The organism is Nostoc sp. UHCC 0870, from assembly GCF_022063185.1.
GTDB lineage: Bacteria > Cyanobacteriota > Cyanobacteriia > Cyanobacteriales > Nostocaceae > Trichormus.
The window spans coordinates 907163-928407 of sequence record NZ_CP091913.1 but is presented as its reverse complement, the minus strand read 5'-3'; the positions used below and the strand labels follow the sequence as shown (position 1 = coordinate 928407).

Below are 21245 nucleotides of genomic sequence, written 5' to 3'. Positions count from 1 at the left end.
CACAAGAGTCATTTAATTTTGAATTTTGAATTTTGAATTTTGAATTTTGAATTGATTTGTCCCTAATCCCGATGAATGAAAATCTAGATAACCCATTTCAAAGACTGAAAGTTCGCTACCTGTTTTGGCAGTTTTTGCTGATATCTTTTGGTATCGGCTTAGTACAAGGCTTAGTGCAGGGGGGTAGCGGACAAAAACTCAATAGTCAAGCTTCAATACTAGTCCTCTACATCCTGATATTCTGCTCATTGTCTCTCTGGACATTGGCAGACTTTAAGCGCATGGGCGTTAATCTTAAATATTTAGTGGGAAGTGTCCCCAAGAACTATAAATGGTTCTCGACATTAGGCTTGGTTTTGTTGATGATTTTATTTTCTATTAGTGCCTATTTAGTGTCGTTTTCCCTTTTATCATGGATTGCACCTAATTTCATCGAAGCCTTACTCAAGCAAGTTGCCAACAATCCTGCACCTCGTAGTTCCGCACCGCTATTTTACAATCTGCTGGGAGCGATCGCTTACGTAGTCGTTGCCCCCATCACTGAGGAATTTATCTTTCGTGGATTTATCTTACAGCGTTGGGCGGCTAAATGGGGTCTTCGTTCCGCTTTGGTGGTTTCGTCCATCTTATTTGGAGTTTTACACGCCAACTTTTTGGGATTATCTTTATTTGGCGTTGTTATGGGGGTTTTGTACATCAAAACTCGGTCATTAATTATACCCATAGCCTGCCATGCCTTGAATAATTTACTAGCATCGGGCATGGGATTTTTATCTAGTGGTGCTGAAACTAGGACGACATCAGCCGTTAACACTTTGGAACAATTGCGTTCTGGTTGGTGGGTAGGAGTCTTTTTGATGTCAATCTCGTTACCTTTGTTGCTGCGCTTCCTCACACGGAATTGGCCGCGCAAAGAGGCGATAATTCCATATTTAATCAACGCTAATACCGCATACAAGTAAAATTTTGACGAAAAAAATAAAAAAATATACTGTTTAATGGTGTAGAAATGTATAGAATCTTGTAAAGATATAAGATAATTTTTTTAAGATGCAAACATTACCAGTTCCTTCCTCAATGCAGCTGTCTTTATCACCCAATCAATGTCAGCCTTTGAAGATTGTCGCACTGGGGGATAGTTTAATATACGGCTTTGGCGACCCCGAAAAGGGAGGCTGGGTAGAACAATTGCGTCGCTCATGGATGTTACCCAATAGTTCTGGTCATGTCCTGTACAATTTAGGAGTAAGAGGCGATCGCACCCAGCAAGTCGCACAAAGATTAGAAGTAGAATTTCGCCATCGTGGTGAACTGCGAAATCGTGTCCCAGACTTAATTATCCTCTCCGTAGGGGTCAATGATTCACCCCGCTTAGGCCGTCCTAGTGGTAAAAACTATACAGACTTTGCTTTGTTTGAGTCAGAAATCGCTGCGCTATTAGACCAAGCACAACAACTTTGTCCTGTATTATTTGTGGGTGTAGTTCCCGTCAATGAAGCTAGAATGCCTTTTCTAGATTGTCTTTACTACAATCATGTTGATCAATATCGCTACAAAGAAGCCACTAAAATAGCTTGCAACCAACGACAAATTCCCTATCTAGATATTTTCGATCGCTGGATGGCACGCGGCGATACTTGGTGCAACTATCGCTTAAGTGAAGATGGTCTTCATCCCAATACCCTAGGTTATCAAGCTTTGTTAGAAGATGTCGTTAATTGGGAAGCACTAGCAGCCTATCACCCTCGACCTGAATACCAATTCAAACTATCCTAGAAAAACAATACTCACATCTCTTGTATAGGTGAGATGAATTACATCTCCTCTAATCAGCCATCAGCAAGCTTATGACTCCAACTTTATTCGGTCGTTGGCAAACTCGGTTATTATTACTATCTACTGTCGGTGTCCTAGTATCCTTACCCTTTGCAATGGGTTTAATTGGCGGCTCTCCTGATTCTATCTATTTTTGGATACTCGGCTATGTGGCTATCTTTGGTTTAGGGTGGGATGTACTTTATAACTATCTACAAAAGTTCCGTTGGGATAGGGACTGGCCAGCCGCTTATCAACTCTTGGCTGGTATTTGGGAATTAATATTTGTTTTTTGTGGAGTCAGCCTTTTTCGCTTTTTACCAGTACCTGAACTCAAAGATTCTATAGACTTAGATGCTTTTGTATTACATTACAGCATCGTCTGGTTATCAGTATTTATCGCTTCCCAAAGCATCATGCGAATTTTATTTCCCCGTTCACGATTCCGAGGAGGACAATGGTTGTAAATAATTCAATATTCATTAATTAAACACAGTATTTATTTAAATACAACAATATTTGTACATTGTGAGATTGAGATTCTAGTTATCTAGGGTGTGTGACGCTGCAAAAGTATTTGAACGTAGTTATGAGACATATAGCGTCACGCACCAACTATCGATTGTGACACTTGCGTAAGTCCTGAATATTTGTACATTGTGAGATTGAGATTCTAGACTTTTTCCAGAAGCCTAGGATCTTGTTTTTTTACTTTACGCCTTCCGGTACTAGTCAACCACATCAGCAAGTACGGTTAAAAATTAAAGCAGATTACTATATTTCATAGTTTATTCTCTATTATCTCGAAAATTCGCCTTCATGTAATGCTAATTTATCGCTGTTCTTGTTACAACAATTAACATCAAAAACCATCGGAAATCATCATAAATAACTACCCAAGGTTGACATTCCTACTCACTTGTCGAATCATCTTAAGGAAACCAGGTAGTCGCTATTGAGGTAACTATGCACACAGTGATTCTCGTTCTGGTTGAAGTGTTAATTGTGATAGGATTATCCCGATTAGTAGGGTTAGCATTCAAATCAATTAAACAGCCTTTAGTAATTGGTGAGATGATCGCTGGGATTATGATTGGCCCGTCATTATTGGGTTTAGTTTCCCCCCAATTATCAACTACTTTGTTCCCGCCAGAAACGATACCTTTTCTCAATCTTTTATCTCAGGTGGGACTGATATTTTTCATGTTTCTCATTGGGTTAGAACTAAATCCCAAATATTTGAGCAATCAGTTAAAAGTGGCAGTTTTCACGTCTCATTTCAGTGTTTTAGTTCCTTTCTCCCTGGGAATATTATTAGCATTACTGCTTTATCCTCTAGTTTCTAATGCTAGTGTTTCTTTTACAGCCTTTGCTCTATTTTTAGGTGCAGCGATGTCAATTACTGCTTTTCCAGTATTGGCTCGCATTATCACAGAAAATAATTTACAAGGGACGCGTTTAGGAACGCTGGCTTTAACTTGTGCGGCTGTAGATGATGTCACAACTTGGTGCTTGTTAGCAGTAGCGATCGCAGTAGCCAGGACTGGTAATATCATAGGTGCATTGCCCATAGTTGTAGAAAGCTTAGTCTATATCGGTTTTATGCTGACGGTAGGACGCTTGTTTTTGCAACGCCTCTCCGCCTATTACCGCCGCACTGGACGCTTAAATCAAATAGTATTAGCTTGGATTTATCTCGCCGTAGTCGCCTCAGCACTAATTACCGAACTGATTGGGATTCATTTGATTTTCGGAGCATTTTTATTGGGTGCAATTATGCCCAAGAACGCAGATTTAGTCCGAGAATTAGCAATTAAAACCGAAGATTTTGTCCTCATATTTCTGCTACCGATATTTTTTGCCTACAGTGGGTTACGGACGGAAATCGGCTTATTGAACCGTCCCGAACTGTGGCTATTGTGTGCAGTCGTCTTATTAGTAGCGATCGCAGGCAAGTATATTGGTACTTATGTAGCAGCTCGTTTCAGTGGTATCAACAAACGGGAAGCCTCAGCACTCGGTTGGTTGATGAATACTCGCGGTTTAACTGAGTTAATCGTGCTGAATATTGGTTTGGAATTAGGGGTGATTTCTCCCTTGCTGTTTACCATGCTGGTAATTATGGCTTTAGTCACCACATTCATGACTTCGCCTCTATTAGAGTGGACTTATCCCAAAAAACTGATCAAATTAGATTTAGTAGAAGCAGAACCAGAAGAAAATACAGGCTTAGACATCGACGCAAGTCACCAAACTTACATTAATCCTTACCGTATTTTAGTTCCAGTCGCTAATCCCAACACTCAAAAAGGGTTGGTACAGTTAGCAACAGCGATCGCCTTGAATTACCGACAACCAGCTATTGTTAATCCCCTCAGCCTCATCGAATTAGAAGAAGATTATGGTTTCGAGAATACCCCAGAGGAAGCTAACCGATTAATTATTCAGCATCGTCAGCAATTAGAAGATTTGATTAGTACCCTAGAACCGCCAACAACACAACCTTTTGTCCATCCCATTGTGCAGATATCTAGCAATGTTGCCAGAGAAACAGCACAAATTGCCAAAATTGAGCAAGCAGATTTAATTCTGGTAGGGTGGCATCGTCCTGCTTTCAGTAACAATCGTTTGGGTGGACGAGTTGGTCAAATTCTCAGCATCGTACCAGTAGATGTAGCAGTTTTTGTAGACAGGGGGGGAGATAGATTAGAAAGTTTATTAGTTCCCTATTCTGCAAATATCCACGATGATTTGGCACTCACACTGGCTTTGAGACTATTAATAAATCGTGATACCTGTATGTTGCGCGTTTTACAGGTATTCCCAGAACATCAAATCCAGGATGAATTGAGTTACGAACTGCACGCGATGATTGAACAATTGCCCAAGAGTGTACGCGATCGCATCAACATTAAAATTATCCATGCTCCCGATCCACTCCAAGCTGTAGTCACAGCCTCAGAGGGTGTTGATTTGACCATTGCTGGTACTAGCCGCGCCTGGGGAATTGAGCGTCAAACCCTAGGAAGATATACAGATGAGCTAGCTATTCAATGCCGTTCCTCACTGCTAATTACCCGTCGCTATAGCCATCTTACATCTCATCTTACCTCAGCACTGTCTGAGCCAATAACTAAAGATCCTATCGTGAAGAACTGAAAAGTATGAATCACTTCCATGCCAAATCCCTAACCTTCTATGCAGTCGCAATAGGTTCAGTTCTCCTGTTATTTAAAACAGTCACTATTTATGGAGAAAAATATCTCCAAGCGTCCCCTATTACTAACGGTTCTTATCTTCTAACCTTCACTAACAATGTACCCGAATGTCAGCAATCACTACCCTTGAGACTAAACATTCAGCAATCAGGTATTTATTTGAATGCCTCTTTGTTACCAGTCCAAGCTAATGCAGAGACTCAAAAGCAATATTCTCTCAAAGGTATCTTGAACAATCAGCAGTTAAATTTAGCCGGAGAAGTTAACGAAACTCTTCTTTGTAACCTTGCTCCTCCCCACACCCTTCAAGCCCAAATGCAACTAGAAGAAGGCGGTAGACTACAAGGAAAAATAATTATCAGTACCATCGCGCAAAATCTAGAATTTAATGCTACACCTGAAGCAGCCCAGGCAGAACCCAAAAACTCAAATAACCATTAGAATGTGGCAACCCATTGCCTGATGGTTAAACACAATTACAGATAAATAAAAATGTTTAAGAGAATTTCCAGTCAGCAACTTTTTCACAGGGGTAAACAGCTGTTTAGCATTAGTTTGTTTGCTGCATTTACACTTCCAACCACCACTACCATTGCTGCACAGGTAGCCAAGCTCAATAATTGGCGTTTCTACCCAGACGCAGGGAAGTTAGAAATTAACCTTTCAGTTGGCAAAACACCAAATTACTTCTACCTTTCCGAACCGCCGCGCATTGTCGTTGATATTCCCGATACCAAGCTAGGTAATATCCCCACCCAACAAAATTACGCTGGTGTTGTCCAACGAATTCGTGTTTCCCAATTAAACGCCAATATCACCCGTATAGTCTTAGATTTAGCAACCGGAGTTTTTGTAGACCCTAACCAAGTAAAACTACAACCTATTTCCCCGCAAAATCCCACTCGCTGGGTTTTACGTCCTTTTATTAGCGGCTCTAGACAACTGAGCAACACCAATAATTCATCCAGCAATCTTTTACCAACACAATATAACTACTTACAATTACCCAGCACCCTACCCCAGACGATTACCAGTCCACAGCAATCCTTTGTCACTGTACCTCCCCTAAATTCCAGTAATCCTGTCCAAATACCAAATACTCCCCATCTCCCACCAATTTCCCCACTCCCACTATCTCAAGCCAACCAAACAATCCACCCAATATTACTAATCCAGTGGTGATTGAATTTGGTCAACCTCTACCTAACCGAAAATAAGCATATTAAGTAGGGTGCGTTATGGCACAAGCTGACTCAACGATTACGAAAATAAATATTTTGCCGTAACGCACCGTTAATCTCGATGCGTTGCTAACAAACATCACTAAAATCTTTCCGTCTCCTGTTGTGGTGCAACTGCGCCTGGTTGAGACAAAAAGAAATTTTGCCCGGCTTCATTTTGATAAATACATCTAATATCAGGTTTTTCACTGTCTAAGCTACCAGTAAAACCAAAAGTATTCAGGCGATTTTTACATTCCCTCACCTGATCAGATGTGACTAACTTGCGTTGCTCTAAAATTGCCCAGTTATTTTGACGGATTACGCATCCAGGACGCATACTTGGTTGGGCAACATAGACATTAAAGGGGTTGAGAGTCACGAATAATCGAGCGTCCATCACCATTGAACTTGCTCCATACTGTACGCAAATCTCAGGATTCGGTGCTTTAGTATCAATAAATTCACGGGAAGCTACATTGGATGGAGTTAACGTAGTTGTGGAACTAAAAGCAATCCCGATTCCAATTCCCAGAATCAACACCCCTCCCAAAATGGCAATAGTGGTGAAGTTAAACATAGAAGATTGGAAACCAGAAGGTTTAGATGTAGTAGCTGATCTACCAGTTGATTTACGTCTCATTTGTGCCTATTAACCTTCACGCCTGAAAAAGCCAAGAGTCTCTCCCTATTTTAGTATGCCGATTTGTGACTATATTTGCCCGCAACTTTCTAGACAAATATTCGCACTGGGGTATGGCGTAATAAATGCGCTCACCAAGAAGACTAGCTGCAAACAAAGTTTTTCCAAGTTTCTCTATCTTCTCAGTCAACAAAACGCTAATCTGACTGGGTAAGCCGATCAGAAGCAAATATGACTCAAGTCTCTAACATTCGTAAGTTGTTGATCGATGGCAAACTAGGGCTACTGCCTTATTTAGATCAACGCCTCAGTGACATCGAACAAACCCTGAAACAGCAAAAAAATCTGCAACTACAGCCTTATGATGTCCAGTTAGGTGGTTGTAATACTTTGGCAGCCAACGAACCTAGACCAGCAATTACCCAGTCAGTTTCGCTAAAATTTATTCTTACTGGCAATACTCAAGATAAATTGGAACTATTACTTTTAGCTTCCGAATTGCAAAACGATCTAGATGCAGCCATTTTCGAGTGGAGTAACCGTGAGTGGCATCAGTTTGAGAAACCGTTGAAGCGTCCAGTAACACAAATTACAGGTGGTTTAGATTACGAAGTTTTAGACAAACCTGATCCTTTGGCTCAGATTACCATTTATCGAGAATTTGATTTAATCTACCCAGTCGGATTTTGAAAAAAATATAGGTCTTTTTGTATAGATAAACACTTTCAAAGACAGTACAATGGCTCATAAATGTTTGAGCATTGTATCAAAAAATTAGGCGATCGCCATTTGCCTAATACATTGCCAAAGCGATCGCCCAAATTTTATCTCAGACAGTCAACCAGTGAGTGCTGAGTAGTGAGTGCTGAGTGCTGAGTGCTGAGTGCTGAGTAGTGAGTTCTGAGTTCTGAGTAGTGAGTTCTGAGTCCCCAATCACCAGTCCCCAGTCCCCAGTCCCCAGTCCCTAAAAACTAAACAGCCTGATAACTTGCAGAGAAAGTATCCTTGAGAGGCCGCCAACGGAAAGAGCGATCGCCACCTCTTTCTACGACTACTTTCACTTTTGGCTCTAAACTAGGCAGAGTTGTCAAAAATTCAACTTCCTGATCAGAAAGGATATGTCCTTCAATAATCCACAAAACTAACCCTTTAGAGTTCGGCGGTAACTGCTCTAGTTGGTAATTAACAATCGGTGGTAAATAGTAGACATTACCCACTGCTGCACCGTTACCAGAACTTTTTTTCCCAAGGTGGGGAGGTCTGACACCGTGAACTCCTGTAAGATAAGCGGCGACATCACCCAATCCCCTAGCAGTCATGGGTAGAGTCACATAGCCAGCCGCACGCAGACGACGGCGATACCGACCTTCAAAACCCCCTTCCAAGGGTACATAAACCCCTAAAGAACCAAATTTTTCCAGATTGCGCTTGAAACCGTTGCCAGTGGTAATTAGTGCCATAAATTTTGCGTATGATTGTCCTATCCCACTTTGATATCTCTATTATTGACCCTGAAGTGATAGATCAAGTTAGATCACAAAGCTTATGCTTTAGATTAAGCTAAACTCAATTTTATCAACAAAGGCAGAGTGTAGAAAGCTGAGGAGACAAAGGAAACGTTTTTACCCAATGCCCAATGATACTAGTCTTGTAAAAATTAATCTTTAATTTTCTAGACAAAGATTAGTCTATAGTATATAGTATTAGATTGTGACCATTTGTGCAAATTAAGCTACCACAAAGTCAACATTTTGAGCGATCGCTAGCGTGAAAAGTTAACGAAAAGCTTCACCAGGAAAACAACCAGGTTGAAACAGCTCAAAGACTGGTAAACTTAGAAAGCTTTTAGGTCAAGCTCAGGGTAAAAAGCTCAAAAACAAAGCCCACCCTCATCACGAGGCTACACACACTCCTGTAGTCATAAAGAACAATAAAAACCTAACACTCAAGGTTTGATTTGTTCAGTGAATGAAAAGCTGAGTAGTGATGTTAGCTGGATGACATTACATTAGTCTCAGTACAAAGGATACTGAGCGGCAAAAGCTGCTTAAGTCCAACTGAGCCAGGGCAGTCGCGCCAAATCGGGAGACCCGTTAATCGCGCTGCCTCCAGAAAGTGCCTAAGCAACGGCTGGGACGAAAGCGTTGCTGCACAAAGTGCAAAGCTCTAAAGCATTGCCTTGATACCAGAAGTTATTCCTTCTTTCAAGAAGGCACTTGTGGCTGTGCTGGTGAAAAAGTGAGTGCAACTGAATAAAATCACCAAACAGTAACAACACAGCTTGTTTTGTCCGGGAGGATCGACAGCAGCAAAAACTGCTTTCGACTCTGAGATTCGTCCATCGTCACCGATACTTATACAGTTTGTGTTTAAAAACCCAATTTCAAGGTCAGCAAGTAGAAAGGAGAGCCAGTTACCGTGTCTGTAGGCATTCTCGGCACCAAACTGGGCATGACCCAAATCTTTGACGAAGCAGGAGTAGCAATTCCTGTCACCGTCGTCCAAGCAGGTCCATGCGTAGTTACCCAAATTAAAACGAAACCAACCGACGGATACACAGCTATTCAAGTTGGTTATAAAGAAGTTAAGCCCAAAGCACTAAACAGACCATTGTTGGGTCACTTAGCTAAATCCTCAGCCCCAGCATTACGGCATCTGAAAGAGTATCACACAGACAGCCCTAGTGATTATGCTTTAGGTCAAGAGATTAAAGCAGATATGTTTAGTGCAGGTCAAATTGTAGACGTTATCGGTACAAGTATTGGTCGGGGCTTTGCAGGCAACCAAAAGCGAAACAACTTTGGTCGTGGACCAATGTCACATGGTTCTAAAAACCATAGAGCGCCAGGTTCGATTGGTGCAGGTACAACCCCAGGTCGTGTTTATCCAGGTAAACGGATGGCAGGGCGTTTAGGTGGTACTCGCGTCACAATTAGCAAATTAACCGTAATAAAAGTAGATACTGACCGCAATATATTGCTCATCAAAGGAGCAGTTCCTGGGAAGCCAGGAGCATTGCTAAATATTGTGCCAGCCAACCTAGTTGGCAAGTAGTGCTGAGTGTTAACTGTTGACTGACTTCAGACTATGGACAAACGACAAAGGACACAAAGATGGTTGAAAGTGTAGTTAAAAATTGGCAAGGAGAAGAAGTCGGACAAAAACAGTTCGACTTGCGTATTGCCAAAGAAGAAACGGCGGTTCATATTGTCCACCGCGCCCTAGTCAGGCAAATGACCAACTCTCGCCAAGGAACTGTCAGCACCAAAACCCGTGCGGAAGTTAGAGGTGGTGGTCGCAAACCCTGGCGGCAAAAAGGTACTGGTCGCGCTCGTGCTGGTTCTATTCGTTCACCATTGTGGCGTGGTGGTGGTGTGATCTTCGGGCCTAAACCCAGAGATTTCAACCTAAAGATGAACCGTAAAGAACGGCGGTTAGCATTACGGACAGCCCTAGTCAGCCGTGTAGACGACTTGATTGTAGTAGAAGAATTTAATAACGAGCTATCCCGTCCTAAGACTCAAGAGTTGGTAGCAGCCCTAGGCCGTTGGGGTGCAGCACCAGAAAATAAGACACTATTAATTTTGTCTGAGTTTACTGAAAACGTTTACTTGTCAGCCCGCAACGTAGAAAATCTCAAACTCATTCCTGCTGACCAACTAAATGTTTACGATATGCTACACGCTGACAAGATTGTCATCACAGCATCAGCTTTAGATAAAATTCAGGAGGTCTACAATGCCTAAGTTTGACCCCCGCAACCTGCCTGATTTAATCCGTCGCCCCATCGTTACCGAAAAAGCGACCATCCTGATGGAACAAAACAAATATACCTTTGAAGTTGTTCCCAAAGCCGATAAGACACAAATTAAAGCGGCAATCGAAGACTTATTTCAGGTAAAGGTTGTAAAAGTAAATACCGCACTACCACCCCGCAAAAAAAAGCGCGTTGGTAAATTCATTGGTTTTAAGCCCCAATATAAAAAAGCGATCGTCACAGTCGCAGCTGGGGATGTAGACAAAATTAGACAAGTATTATTCCCAGAGGTCTAAGATATTATGGGTACTCGTTCTTATCGTCCTTATACCCCCAGTACCCGCCAAGTTACTATCTCTGACTTTGCGGAAATTACTAAAACCGAACCAGAAAAGTCCCTCACGGTATATAAACACCGTGCCAAAGGTCGGAACAACCAAGGGCGGATTACTAGCCGTCGTCGGGGTGGCGGACACAAGAGACTTTATCGGATCATTGATTTTAAAAGGGATAAACGTAATATCCCGGCTACAGTCATTGCTATTGAATACGATCCCAACCGTAACGCGCGGATTGCGCTGCTATCTTATGAAGATGGGGAAAAACGGTATATCCTGCACCCCAATGGATTGAAAGTAGGCACAACAGTAATTGCGGGGCCAGAATCTCCCTTTGAAGATGGCAATGCTTTACCCTTATCCAACATTCCTTTAGGTACTAGCGTTCACAACGTAGAATTAATCGCTGGCAAAGGCGGTCAAATTGTACGTGCTGCTGGTGCTACCGCCCAAGTGGTGGCTAAAGAAGGTAATTACGTCACACTCAAGTTACCTTCAGGAGAAGTCCGCATGATTCGGCGTGAATGTTACGCCACCATCGGACAAGTAGGTAACACCGATGCTAGAAACCTGAGTGCAGGTAAAGCTGGGAGAAACCGTTGGAAAGGTCGCCGTCCCAAAGTTAGAGGTAGCGTGATGAACCCCGTAGATCACCCACATGGTGGTGGTGAGGGTAGAGCGCCTATTGGTAGATCAGGGCCTGTGACTCCTTGGGGTAAACCAACATTGGGTGCTAAAACACGTAAACCCAAGAAAGCTAGCAGCAAATTGATTGTCCGCCGTCGTCGTAAATCTTCTAAACGCGGTCGTGGTGGTCGGGAGTCTTAGAATTTGAGATTTTAAATTTTGGGTTTGAGATTAAGTCTGTTAGTCGAGCATTAATTAAACTGTGAACACTGATGAGACACCCATTTATCCAAAATCCAAAATTCATAATTTTAAATCCAAAATCCAAAATCCAAAATCCAAAATTGCACTATGGGTCGTTCTCTTAAAAAAGGTCCTTTTATTGCGGATCATTTGTTAAGCAAAATTGAAAAACTGAATGCTAAAAACGAAAAGCAAGTTATTAAAACTTGGTCGCGAGCTTCAACAATTTTGCCCGAAATGGTAGGGCACACCATCGCAGTTCACAACGGGCGACAACACGTACCCGTATTTATCAGCGACCAAATGGTGGGTCATAAATTGGGAGAATTTGCTCCCACACGCGCCTACAGAGGCCATGGCAAAAGTGACAAAAAAGCGGGGAGATAGTCATTAGTCATTAGTCATTAGTCATTAGCTGAAGACGCATGACAAATGACCAATAACCAATGACCAAAATGGAGAAACATATGGCTACTGATACTACTGAAGTAAAGGCGATCGCCCGTTTTATACGCATCTCTCCCTACAAAGTACGCCGCGTACTTGATCAAATTCGGGGTCGCTCCTATAGAGAGGCACTGATTATCTTAGAATTTATGCCCTATCGAGCCACTGAGCCTGTGCTGAAGCTCCTGAGAAGTGCTGCTGCTAACGCCGAGCATAATGCAGGATTAGATCGCACTCAATTAGTGATTACTCAGGCATTTGCTGATCAAGGCCCTGTACTAAAACGTTTCCAACCTAGAGCGCAAGGTAGAGCTTACCAAATTCGCAAACCAACGTGTCATATCACCTTAGCTGTAGCAGCTGATGCCAAGGCTAAGTAATTTACATACACATAAAATTGCGTAAAGTAAGAAATTTTAGAGGAAACATTTGTGGGACAGAAAATTCATCCAGTTGGCTTTCGTCTGGGAATTACCCAAGAACACCAATCACGTTGGTTTGCCGAACCCGATCGCTATCCAGAACTCTTACAAGAAGACTACAAACTCCGTAAATACATAGAGCAAAAATTGGGTAGATACGCTCAAAACAATGCTGGTATTTCCGAAGTGCGGATTGAACGGAAAGCAGATCAAATCGATCTAGAAGTACGTACTGCTCGCCCAGGGGTAGTAGTAGGTCGTGGTGGTCAAGGCATTGAAGCATTGCGGACAGGACTACAAGACTTGCTCGGTGGTCATCGCCAAATCCGCATCAACGTAGTGGAAGTCCAAAAAGTTGATGCTGATGCCTACTTAATTGCTGAATATATTGCTCAACAACTAGAACGTCGTGTTTCTTTCCGTCGGGTAGTGAGACAAGCAATTCAACGCGCTCAACGTGCAGGTATTCAAGGCATTAAAGTGCAAGTCGGTGGTCGGCTCAACGGTGCAGAAATTGCCCGAACCGAGTGGACTCGTGAGGGTAGAGTACCCCTCCATACCTTACGGGCTGACATTGACTACTCTTACTGCACAGCCAAAACCGTTTACGGCATTTTGGGGATCAAAGTGTGGGTATTCAAGGGAGAAATTATTCCTGGACAGGAAGAAGCCCCATCCCAACCAACAACTCGTGAACCTCGCCGCCGTCAACAACAGCGTCGTCGTCAGCAGTTTGAAGACCGTTCCAATGAAGGATAAAAGGGGAATGGCGACTGGTGAATGGTGACTGGGCAAAAAACCGCACCCAATCCCTCATCCTTAATCCCCAATCCCTCATCCCTAATCCCTAGTAAAAGTCATGTTAAGTCCTAGAAGAACTAAATTCCGCAAACAACAGCGCGGACGGATGGGAGGTTTAGCCCACCGTGGGAGTACCCTCAACTTTGGAGATTTTGCACTCCAAGCTCAAGAACCAGCTTGGATCACCTCTCGACAAATTGAGGCTTCCCGTCGAGCAATGACACGCTACATCCGCCGGGGTGGTAAAATCTGGATTCGGATTTTCCCAGATAAACCCGTAACCATGCGTCCGGCTGAAACCCGGATGGGTTCAGGTAAAGGTAATCCAGAGTTTTGGGTAGCAGTAGTCAAGCCAGGGCGGATCTTATTTGAAATCGCCGGCGTGACTGAAGAAATAGCTCGTGAAGCCATGCGTTTAGCGGCATACAAGCTACCCATCAAGACCAAATTTATTGTGCGATCTCAAGTAGAGGAGCAGGAGTAGGTTATGCCTCTTCCCAAAATTGCAGAAGCTAGAGAATTAAGTGACGAAAAGCTGGCTGAGGAAATTATCAACGTCAAAAGACAACTGTTTCAGTTGCGCTTGCAAAAGGCCACCAGACAGTTAGAAAAACCCCACCAGTTCCGCCATGCTCGCCATCGCCTAGCCCAACTACTAACAGTAGAAGGAGAAAGGAAACGGGCAGCAAGTCAACCGCCTCAAGAAGAAAAGTAGGAGATTATGGCAATCAAAGAACGAGTTGGCTTGGTAGTGAGCGATAAAATGCAAAAAACAGTGGTTGTTGCCATTGAAAACCGCGCTCCCCATCCCAAGTACGGCAAGATTGTAGTCAAAACACGCCGCTATAAAGCTCACGATGAAGAAAATAAGTGCAAAGTGGGCGATCGCGTGCGGATTCAGGAAACTAGACCCCTGAGCAAAACCAAACGCTGGCAAGTGGCAGAAATCCTCAACACTAAAGCTACAACTTGATAGTTGTGCATAAGGGAGACCAATTGTGATTCAACCCCAAACTTACCTGAATGTGGCAGATAATAGCGGCGCACGCAAACTGATGTGTATTCGTGTCCTAGGCGCGGGTAACAGACGTTACGGTTTTGTGGGCGACAGAATTATCGCCGTTGTGAAAGATGCTATTCCTAACATGGCAGTCAAAAAATCTGATGTTGTCGAAGCTGTGATTGTTCGCACCCGCCACAACATCAGTCGTGATAGTGGTATGAGCATTCGTTTTGACGACAATGCTGCCGTCATTATCAATAAAGAAGGTAATCCCAGAGGCACACGGGTATTTGGCCCAGTAGCACGGGAATTGCGCGAAAAAAGCTTTACTAAAATCGTTTCTCTTGCTCCGGAGGTGCTGTAATGGCCAACCAAAAGGATCAACCTAGATTCCAGAAAATGCACGTCAAAACTGGAGACACAGTGCAGATAATTGCTGGCAAAGACAAAGGCAAAGTTGGCGAAGTGATTAAAACATTTCCTCAACTGAGTAAAGTCATTGTCAAAGGTGTCAATATTAAAACTAAGCACGTGAAACCCCAACAAGAAGGGGAATCAGGGCGGATTTCCACTCAAGAAGCTCCGATTCATAGCTCTAACGTCATGCTTTATTCCACCAAGCAAAACGTTGCTAGTCGTATCTGCTACACTTTCACCTCCGAAGGGAAGAAAGTCAGGAAACTCAAGAAAACTGGTGAAATTCTCGACAGCTAGGACAAGAAACCAAAAGTAAAAAGGCAAAAGACAAAAGTAACGAATGCGTTTCTGACTTTGATTCGGTTTCTTAATTTTGAATTTTGAATTTTGAATTTTGAATTGCTTAGTAGAGGATTTACCAACTTGAGATTTTAGATTGTAAATTTAATCTCAAATCTAAAATCTGAAATTAAAGTGTCCCTGACCAAGACCAGGGAAAATCAGGACAAAAAACTATGGCGACAACAAGACTCAAAACCTTATATCAAGAGACAATCGTCCCCAAACTGATTAATCAGTTTGAATACACCAACGTTCATCAAGTGCCAAAGTTGGTGAAAGTAACTATTAACAGAGGTTTGGGAGAAGCGGCTCAAAATGCTAAGTCCCTAGAAGCGTCCTTAAACGAAATTGCAGTGATCACCGGTCAAAAACCAGTGGTGACAAGAGCGAAAAAAGCGATCGCTGGCTTCAAGATTCGTCAGGGTATGCCTGTTGGCATCATGGTGACGCTCAGAGGCGAGAAAATGTATGCCTTTTTCGACCGATTAATTAGCTTGACACTGCCTAGAATTAGAGACTTTCGCGGTATCAGCCCCAAAAGCTTTGATGGTCGCGGTAACTATACTCTCGGCGTAAGAGAACAGTTAATCTTTCCAGAAATCGAATACGATAGCATCGATCAAGTCCGTGGTTTAGATATTTCCATTATCACCACAGCAAAAAACGACGAAGAGGGACGCGCTTTACTTAAAGAATTTGGAATGCCCTTTCGCGATCAATAAGTTCATCTAAAGAGGGAACGATGGCGGCTAACGACACAATTGCAGATATGCTGACGCGCATCCGCAATGCCAACATGGCAAGGCATCAGATTACACACGTGCCAGCCACAAAAATGACCCGTAGTATTGCTAAAGTGCTACAGGAAGAAGGCTTCATTGCGGAAATTGCAGAAGACGGTGAAGGCGTAAAACGTAACCTAGTAATTTCTTTGAAATACAAAGGTAAAAATCGTCAACCCCTGATTACTGCATTGAAACGGGTGAGTAAACCAGGTTTACGTGTTTACTCCAACAGAAAAGAATTACCAAGGGTACTCGGCGGTATTGGCATTGCCATAATTTCCACATCTAGTGGCATTATGACTGACCGTGAAGCCCGTCGTCAGAACGTCGGTGGTGAAATACTCTGCTACGTTTGGTAGTGAATTATCAGTTGTCAACTGTCCCTTAAGGTAATCTTCTCCTCACGAGAAGCCCTACCCTCTGCTAATGCGAAAGGGAATGTCAGTTAATCACGGGAAAAACCCCTTGACGTGGCCTCCCGTAGAGCAGACCACACTGAAAAACAACTGAAAAAGGATAAAGGACAAAGGACAAAAAGTCATGTCTCGTATTGGTAAACGTCCAATTACTATTCCCGCCAAAGTACAAGTGACTATTGATGGCTCAAATGTTGTCGTGAAAGGCCCTAAAGGTGAACTTTCCCGGAATTTGCCAGCTAATGTCATAGTTTCTCAAGAAGGGGAAATATTACAAGTAACTCGTAAGGATGAATCTCGCACCTCCAGACAAATGCACGGCTTGAGCCGGACTTTAGTCGCCAATATGGTCGAGGGAGTTTCTCAAGGGTTTCAACAACGCTTAGAAATCCAAGGTGTGGGTTATCGGGCGCAAGTGCAAGGGCGTAACCTAGTTCTCAATATGGGTTTTAGCCATCAAGTCCAAATTGTGCCACCTGAAGGAATTCAGTTTGCTGTAGAAAATAACACCAACGTCATAGTCAGTGGTTATGACAAAGAAATAGTAGGGAATACAGCAGCCAAAGTTCGCGCCGTTCGTCCACCTGAACCTTATAAGGGTAAAGGTATTCGCTATGCAGGCGAAGTGGTCAGACGTAAAGCTGGTAAGACTGGTAAGGGTGGTAAGAAGTAAACATGAAACTTACTCGTAAAGAATCAAAACAGCGTCGTCACAGACGCATCCGGGGCAAAGTCAAAGGTTCATCAGAACGCCCACGGTTAGCGGTATTCCGCTCGAATGAGCATATTTATGCTCAAATAATTGATGACACGCAGCATCAAACTTTAGCAGCAGCATCAACTTTAGAAGCAGATTTGAAATCTAATTTGGCTTCAGGTGCTACCTGTGAAGCATCCGCACAAGTTGGTAAATTGATTGCAGTGCGATCGCTAGAAAAAGGCATTAGCAAAGTCGTTTTTGATCGCGGTGGTAACTTATATCATGGTCGAATCAAAGCACTAGCCGAAGCCGCACGCGAGGCTGGTTTAGATTTTTAAACAGTCAAAAGTCTCAGGTCAAAAGTCAAAAGTAATTGACTATTGACTATTGACTGCTGACTATTGACTATTGACTAAATAGAGAACATAGATTATGGCAACTGGTCGTCGTAAAGCTAACCGCACAAAAAAAGAAGAAACCACCTGGCAAGAGCGGGTAATTCAGATCCGACGGGTGAGCAAGGTCGTCAAAGGTGGTAAAAAACTCAGCTTCCGGGCGATCGTGGTCGTTGGTAACGAACGCGGTCAAGTGGGTGTGGGAGTAGGTAAAGCCTCTGATGTGATTGGAGCTGTGAAAAAAGGTGTCGCTGATGGCAAAAAACACCTAATTGACATCCCCATCACCAAATCAAACTCCATTCCACACCCCATTGATGGTGTTGGTGGTGGCGCGAAAGTGATGATGCGCCCAGCCGCACCTGGTACTGGGGTAATTGCTGGGGGTGCTGTCCGCACAGTCTTGGAATTAGCTGGCGTGCGTAACGTTTTGGCTAAACAACTTGGCTCTAATAACCCACTCAACAATGCTAGAGCCGCAGTCAACGCCTTATCTACCCTGCGTACCTTGACTGAAGTCGCTGAAGACAGAGGCATTGCTATTGAAAAGCTCTACATTCAGTAGAGCTACTGTTACAAATTGTTTGTGTAAACAGGTGTCAATTACATCATGAGACTTAACGATGTTAAGCCCCAAAAAGGCTCTAAAAAACGCCGTCGCCGTGTAGGTAGAGGTATTGCTGCTGGACAAGGTGCTAGTGCTGGTCTAGGGATGAGAGGTCAAAAATCTCGATCTGGTAGCGGTACTCGCCCTGGTTTTGAAGGTGGTCAACAGCCATTGTACCGCCGTATACCTAAACTCAAGGGCTTTCCTTTAGTTAATCGGAAAATTTACACTACGATTAATGTAGAGAAGTTAGCCGCTCTTCCTGCCAATACAGAAGTAACATTGGAATCCTTAAGAGCCGCAGGTATTTTGACTGCTGCCAAAGGCCCATTGAAAATCTTGGGTAATGGGGAAATAGGCGTGGCACTTACAGTGAAAGCAGCAGCTTTTACAGGACAAGCTCGGAGCAAAATTGAGGCGGTTGGAGGGAGTTGTGAAGTTTTAGGTTGAGCCAGAACAGCGCACTTAAAATACTAGCTAACTTGCTTCCAGCGCGTGGTTCACGATAAAGGTAGCACTCTATGATCAGTCGAGATAAAGCCCCAACGGCTCAAGAAACTTTTATGCAGATGGCACAAGCAGCTGGACTGAGAGGTAGGCTGCTTGTCACTGTCGGTATTTTAATTTTGGTTCGCCTGGGTATCTTTTTACCCGTACCAGGAATTGATAGAAGTAGGTTCGCTGAAGCCATATCGGGCAATAATTCTATATTCGGTTTATTGGATATTTTCTCTGGGCGGGGACTTTCCACTTTAGGGGTCTTTGCTTTAGGGATTTTGCCCTTTATTAATGCGTCCATTATCATTCAATTGCTGACGGCGGCCATTCCAACTTTAGAAAATTTACAGAAAAACGAAGGCGAAGCTGGTCGGCGGAAAATTTCCCAAATCACACGCTATGTCACTGTAGGTTGGGCAATTGTTCAAAGTGTGGCTTTCTCGGCTTTATTTCTGCAACAGTTTGCCTTAAATCCCGGACCTATATTTGTAGCGGAAACAGCGATCGCCCTAACAGCCGGTTCTATGTTTGTGATGTGGGCTTCGGAACTGATCACAGAACGTGGTATTGGCAATGGTGCATCTTTGTTGATTTTCGTCAACATTGTTGCTTCCCTGCCTAAATCTTTGGGTGACACCATTGACTTGGTGCAAGTTGGTGGTAGAGAAATAGTTGGACGGGTAATTGTGTTGGTGTTGGTCTTCCTCGTGACAATCGTTGGTATTGTCTTTGTTCAGGAAGGAATCCGCCGTATCCCCATTATTTCAGCCCGTCGTCAGGTAGGTAGAAGAGTATTAGCAGAACAACGCAGCTATTTACCCCTGCGGCTCAACTCTGGCGGTGTCATGCCGATTATTTTTGCGGCTGCCATTCTCAGTTTGCCTTTGTTAATTGCTAACTTCACTAAAAACCCTGAACTGGCAAATATTGTCAACACCTATTTGAGTCCTGGTGGTTCTGCACCTTGGGTTTATGCTCTAGTCTATTTAACATCAATTGTTTTCTTCAGCTACTTCTACTCTTCATTGATTGTCAACCCAGTTGATGTAGCGCAGAACTTGAAGAAGATGGGTTCTAGTATTCCTGGAATTCGCCCAGGAAAAGCTACAAGTGAGTATATTGAGCGAGTTATCAACCGACTCACTTTTTTAGGCGCGATATTTTTGGGCTTGGTTGCCATTATTCCCACGGCGGTCGAAAGTGCTTTGAAAGTACCAACCTTTAGAGGACTAGGTGCTACATCTTTGCTGATTCTGGTTGGTGTGGCAATCGATACAGCTAAACAAGTCCAAACCTATGTAATCTCTCAGCGATATGAAGGAATGGTGAAGCAATAGTGACGCGATTAATCTTCTTGGGGCCACCTGGAGCAGGTAAAGGAACGCAAGCTCAAATTTTGGCAGAACACTTACATATACCTCATATTTCCACTGGGGAAATATTGAGGGAAGCCATGAAAGAGCAAACTCCTTTAGGAATTAAAGCTCAAAGCTATGTTAATAGTGGTGAGTTAGTTCCTGACCAGTTGGTACAAGACCTAGTAGCGGAACGTCTAGATCAACAAGATGCCAAATCTGGCTGGATTTTAGATGGGTTTCCCCGCAAGGTAACACAAGCAGCTTTCTTAGAGGAATTGCTGCAAAAAACTGGTCAAGGTGGCGAAAGAGTAATCAATTTAGATGCACCAGATGCAGTTGTGGTAGCACGTTTACTGGATAGAGGACGTAAAGACGATAGCGAAGAAGTAATTCGTCGTCGTCTCGAAGTTTACCGGAACGAAACCGCACCATTAATTGATTATTACCGCGATCGCCATAAACTCCTAACTGTCAATGGCGACCAATCCCAAGCAGAAGTCACTGTTGAATTACAAACTGTAGTAGGTTCATAGACTGTAGTCAGGGGGTAGGAGGTCGAGAATTCAAAAAACCCACTACTCCCTTTTGTTCCAAATGCCCACCGATATTTAGCTAAGATATATTAATAAACTGTTGATATATTTATCTAACTGTGTTCTCTTGCAGAGGAGTGCTGCGACCGAACAAAAAATTGTTGAATTGAGGGAAAAACTTGTCTAAGCAAGATTTGATTGAAATGGAAGGCACGGTCACCGAATCATTGCCAAATGCGATGTTTCGGGTTGATTTGGACAATGGATTTAACGTTCTAGCACACATTTCTGGGAAAATCAGACGCAACTACATCAAGATTTTGCCTGGCGATCGCGTCAAAGTGGAACTTACTCCCTACGACCTCAGCAAAGGCAGAATCACTTATCGGCTGCGGAAAAAGTAGATATATGTATGGAAGTCTACCACAAAACAATTTATTTGGGTGTTACCCATTTACTTAATTGAATAAATTTTCCTAGAAATGCTATAATTTAATATTTGGAGTCATTTGCAAAAGGCATGAAAGTCAGAGCCTCAGTCAAGAAAATTTGTGAAAAGTGTAACGTGATCAAACGTCGTGGTCGCGTCATGGTGATTTGCGTCAACCCTAAACATAAACAACGTCAAGGATAGTCTTCTCAAACTCTGAAGATTGGCGT

General features: G+C 43.1%; 31 protein-coding genes. 29 read left to right on the top strand and 2 right to left on the bottom strand.

Annotated elements, in window-relative coordinates; genetic code table 11:
• Positions 1 to 71: 71 nt before the first annotated feature.
• From L6494_RS04080 to L6494_RS04055, 6 genes are all read left to right on the top strand, one after another.
• The gene (locus L6494_RS04080) at positions 72 to 962 is read left to right on the top strand and encodes a CPBP family intramembrane glutamic endopeptidase (RefSeq protein ID WP_237991567.1); all 891 of its coding nucleotides are present in this window, start codon (positions 72 to 74) and stop codon (positions 960 to 962) included.
• A gap of 88 nt (positions 963 to 1050) precedes the next feature.
• The gene (locus L6494_RS04075) at positions 1051 to 1776 is read left to right on the top strand and encodes a GDSL-type esterase/lipase family protein (RefSeq protein ID WP_237991566.1); all 726 of its coding nucleotides are present in this window, start codon (positions 1051 to 1053) and stop codon (positions 1774 to 1776) included.
• 71 nt (positions 1777 to 1847) lie between these two features.
• Positions 1848 to 2282: a hypothetical protein gene (locus tag L6494_RS04070; protein ID WP_237991565.1), complete on the top strand. Its 435-nt coding sequence runs from the start codon at positions 1848 to 1850 to the stop codon at positions 2280 to 2282.
• A gap of 499 nt (positions 2283 to 2781) precedes the next feature.
• On the top strand, positions 2782 to 4974 hold the full coding sequence (locus tag L6494_RS04065) for a cation:proton antiporter (RefSeq protein ID WP_237991564.1): 2193 nt from the start codon (positions 2782 to 2784) through the stop codon (positions 4972 to 4974).
• Between the two features lie 5 nt (positions 4975 to 4979).
• Positions 4980 to 5474, top strand: a complete 495-nt coding sequence (locus tag L6494_RS04060) for a hypothetical protein (RefSeq protein WP_237991563.1) — start codon at positions 4980 to 4982, stop codon at positions 5472 to 5474.
• Between the two features lie 51 nt (positions 5475 to 5525).
• Positions 5526 to 6215: an AMIN domain-containing protein gene (locus L6494_RS04055; protein ID WP_237991562.1), complete on the top strand. Its 690-nt coding sequence runs from the start codon at positions 5526 to 5528 to the stop codon at positions 6213 to 6215.
• A gap of 141 nt (positions 6216 to 6356) precedes the next feature.
• Here the strand turns inward: L6494_RS04055 and L6494_RS04050 are convergent, their stop codons facing one another.
• Positions 6357 to 6896 (bottom strand): DUF3172 domain-containing protein, encoded by a 540-nt coding sequence (locus L6494_RS04050; protein ID WP_237991561.1) that lies wholly within the window; start codon positions 6894 to 6896, stop codon positions 6357 to 6359.
• A gap of 231 nt (positions 6897 to 7127) precedes the next feature.
• Between L6494_RS04050 and L6494_RS04045 the strand changes: the two genes are divergently transcribed.
• A complete protein-coding gene (locus L6494_RS04045; protein WP_237991560.1) occupies positions 7128 to 7586 on the top strand; it encodes a hypothetical protein in 459 nt (152 codons plus the stop codon).
• Between the two features lie 281 nt (positions 7587 to 7867).
• Here L6494_RS04045 and L6494_RS04040 read toward each other — a convergent pair whose 3' ends face one another.
• Complete coding sequence (locus L6494_RS04040) at positions 7868 to 8356, bottom strand: NAD(P)H-quinone oxidoreductase subunit N (RefSeq protein ID WP_237991559.1); 489 nt, start codon at positions 8354 to 8356, stop codon at positions 7868 to 7870.
• 958 nt (positions 8357 to 9314) lie between these two features.
• On the opposite strand from L6494_RS04040, the gene rplC reads away from it, so the two are divergent.
• From rplC to rpmJ, 22 genes are all read left to right on the top strand, one after another.
• Complete coding sequence (rplC, locus tag L6494_RS04035; protein ID WP_237991558.1) at positions 9315 to 9950, top strand: 50S ribosomal protein L3; 636 nt, start codon at positions 9315 to 9317, stop codon at positions 9948 to 9950.
• Positions 9951 to 10009: 59 nt separating this feature from the next.
• On the top strand, positions 10010 to 10642 hold the full coding sequence (gene rplD, locus L6494_RS04030) for a 50S ribosomal protein L4 (RefSeq protein ID WP_237991557.1): 633 nt from the start codon (positions 10010 to 10012) through the stop codon (positions 10640 to 10642).
• Positions 10635 to 10949, top strand: a complete 315-nt coding sequence (locus tag L6494_RS04025; RefSeq protein ID WP_190707447.1) for a 50S ribosomal protein L23 — start codon at positions 10635 to 10637, stop codon at positions 10947 to 10949. Before rplD ends, L6494_RS04025 begins: the two co-directional genes overlap by 8 nt.
• Positions 10950 to 10955: 6 nt before the next feature.
• Entirely contained in the window at positions 10956 to 11819 is an 864-nt protein-coding gene (gene rplB / locus L6494_RS04020; RefSeq protein ID WP_237991556.1) for a 50S ribosomal protein L2, read from the top strand.
• A 150-nt stretch (positions 11820 to 11969) separates the two neighbouring features.
• Entirely contained in the window at positions 11970 to 12248 is a 279-nt protein-coding gene (gene rpsS, locus L6494_RS04015; protein WP_190707452.1) for a 30S ribosomal protein S19, read from the top strand.
• Positions 12249 to 12328: 80 nt separating this feature from the next.
• Complete coding sequence (gene rplV, locus L6494_RS04010; RefSeq protein WP_237991555.1) at positions 12329 to 12688, top strand: 50S ribosomal protein L22; 360 nt, start codon at positions 12329 to 12331, stop codon at positions 12686 to 12688.
• 51 nt (positions 12689 to 12739) lie between these two features.
• Positions 12740 to 13489: a 30S ribosomal protein S3 gene (gene rpsC / locus L6494_RS04005; protein ID WP_190707458.1), complete on the top strand. Its 750-nt coding sequence runs from the start codon at positions 12740 to 12742 to the stop codon at positions 13487 to 13489.
• Positions 13490 to 13589: 100 nt separating this feature from the next.
• A complete protein-coding gene (gene rplP, locus L6494_RS04000) occupies positions 13590 to 14015 on the top strand; it encodes a 50S ribosomal protein L16 (RefSeq protein ID WP_237991554.1) in 426 nt (141 codons plus the stop codon).
• A gap of 3 nt (positions 14016 to 14018) precedes the next feature.
• Positions 14019 to 14246 (top strand): 50S ribosomal protein L29, encoded by a 228-nt coding sequence (gene rpmC / locus L6494_RS03995; RefSeq protein WP_237991553.1) that lies wholly within the window; start codon positions 14019 to 14021, stop codon positions 14244 to 14246.
• 6 nt (positions 14247 to 14252) lie between these two features.
• A complete protein-coding gene (rpsQ, locus tag L6494_RS03990; RefSeq protein WP_103140480.1) occupies positions 14253 to 14504 on the top strand; it encodes a 30S ribosomal protein S17 in 252 nt (83 codons plus the stop codon).
• Positions 14505 to 14529: 25 nt separating this feature from the next.
• Positions 14530 to 14898 (top strand): 50S ribosomal protein L14, encoded by a 369-nt coding sequence (gene rplN / locus L6494_RS03985; RefSeq protein ID WP_237991552.1) that lies wholly within the window; start codon positions 14530 to 14532, stop codon positions 14896 to 14898.
• Positions 14898 to 15248 (top strand): 50S ribosomal protein L24, encoded by a 351-nt coding sequence (rplX, locus tag L6494_RS03980; RefSeq protein WP_237991551.1) that lies wholly within the window; start codon positions 14898 to 14900, stop codon positions 15246 to 15248. The genes rplN and rplX overlap by 1 nt, the downstream gene beginning before the upstream one ends.
• A 218-nt stretch (positions 15249 to 15466) precedes the next feature.
• Entirely contained in the window at positions 15467 to 16015 is a 549-nt protein-coding gene (rplE, locus tag L6494_RS03975) for a 50S ribosomal protein L5 (RefSeq protein ID WP_190707472.1), read from the top strand.
• A 20-nt stretch (positions 16016 to 16035) separates the two neighbouring features.
• A complete protein-coding gene (gene rpsH, locus L6494_RS03970) occupies positions 16036 to 16437 on the top strand; it encodes a 30S ribosomal protein S8 (protein WP_190707475.1) in 402 nt (133 codons plus the stop codon).
• Between the two features lie 181 nt (positions 16438 to 16618).
• Positions 16619 to 17167 (top strand): 50S ribosomal protein L6, encoded by a 549-nt coding sequence (gene rplF, locus L6494_RS03965; RefSeq protein ID WP_237991550.1) that lies wholly within the window; start codon positions 16619 to 16621, stop codon positions 17165 to 17167.
• Between the two features lie 2 nt (positions 17168 to 17169).
• On the top strand, positions 17170 to 17532 hold the full coding sequence (rplR, locus tag L6494_RS03960) for a 50S ribosomal protein L18 (protein ID WP_237991549.1): 363 nt from the start codon (positions 17170 to 17172) through the stop codon (positions 17530 to 17532).
• Between the two features lie 94 nt (positions 17533 to 17626).
• Positions 17627 to 18154, top strand: a complete 528-nt coding sequence (gene rpsE / locus L6494_RS03955; protein WP_190707482.1) for a 30S ribosomal protein S5 — start codon at positions 17627 to 17629, stop codon at positions 18152 to 18154.
• A 45-nt stretch (positions 18155 to 18199) separates the two neighbouring features.
• Positions 18200 to 18646: a 50S ribosomal protein L15 gene (gene rplO, locus L6494_RS03950; RefSeq protein WP_237991548.1), complete on the top strand. Its 447-nt coding sequence runs from the start codon at positions 18200 to 18202 to the stop codon at positions 18644 to 18646.
• Positions 18647 to 18717: 71 nt separating this feature from the next.
• Positions 18718 to 20031: a preprotein translocase subunit SecY gene (secY, locus tag L6494_RS03945; protein WP_237991547.1), complete on the top strand. Its 1314-nt coding sequence runs from the start codon at positions 18718 to 18720 to the stop codon at positions 20029 to 20031.
• A complete protein-coding gene (locus L6494_RS03940) occupies positions 20031 to 20585 on the top strand; it encodes an adenylate kinase (RefSeq protein WP_237991546.1) in 555 nt (184 codons plus the stop codon). Before secY ends, L6494_RS03940 begins: the two co-directional genes overlap by 1 nt.
• A gap of 179 nt (positions 20586 to 20764) precedes the next feature.
• On the top strand, positions 20765 to 20989 hold the full coding sequence (infA, locus tag L6494_RS03935; protein WP_006196724.1) for a translation initiation factor IF-1: 225 nt from the start codon (positions 20765 to 20767) through the stop codon (positions 20987 to 20989).
• Between the two features lie 116 nt (positions 20990 to 21105).
• A complete protein-coding gene (rpmJ, locus tag L6494_RS03930; RefSeq protein WP_015129703.1) occupies positions 21106 to 21219 on the top strand; it encodes a 50S ribosomal protein L36 in 114 nt (37 codons plus the stop codon).
• Positions 21220 to 21245 lie beyond the last annotated feature (26 nt).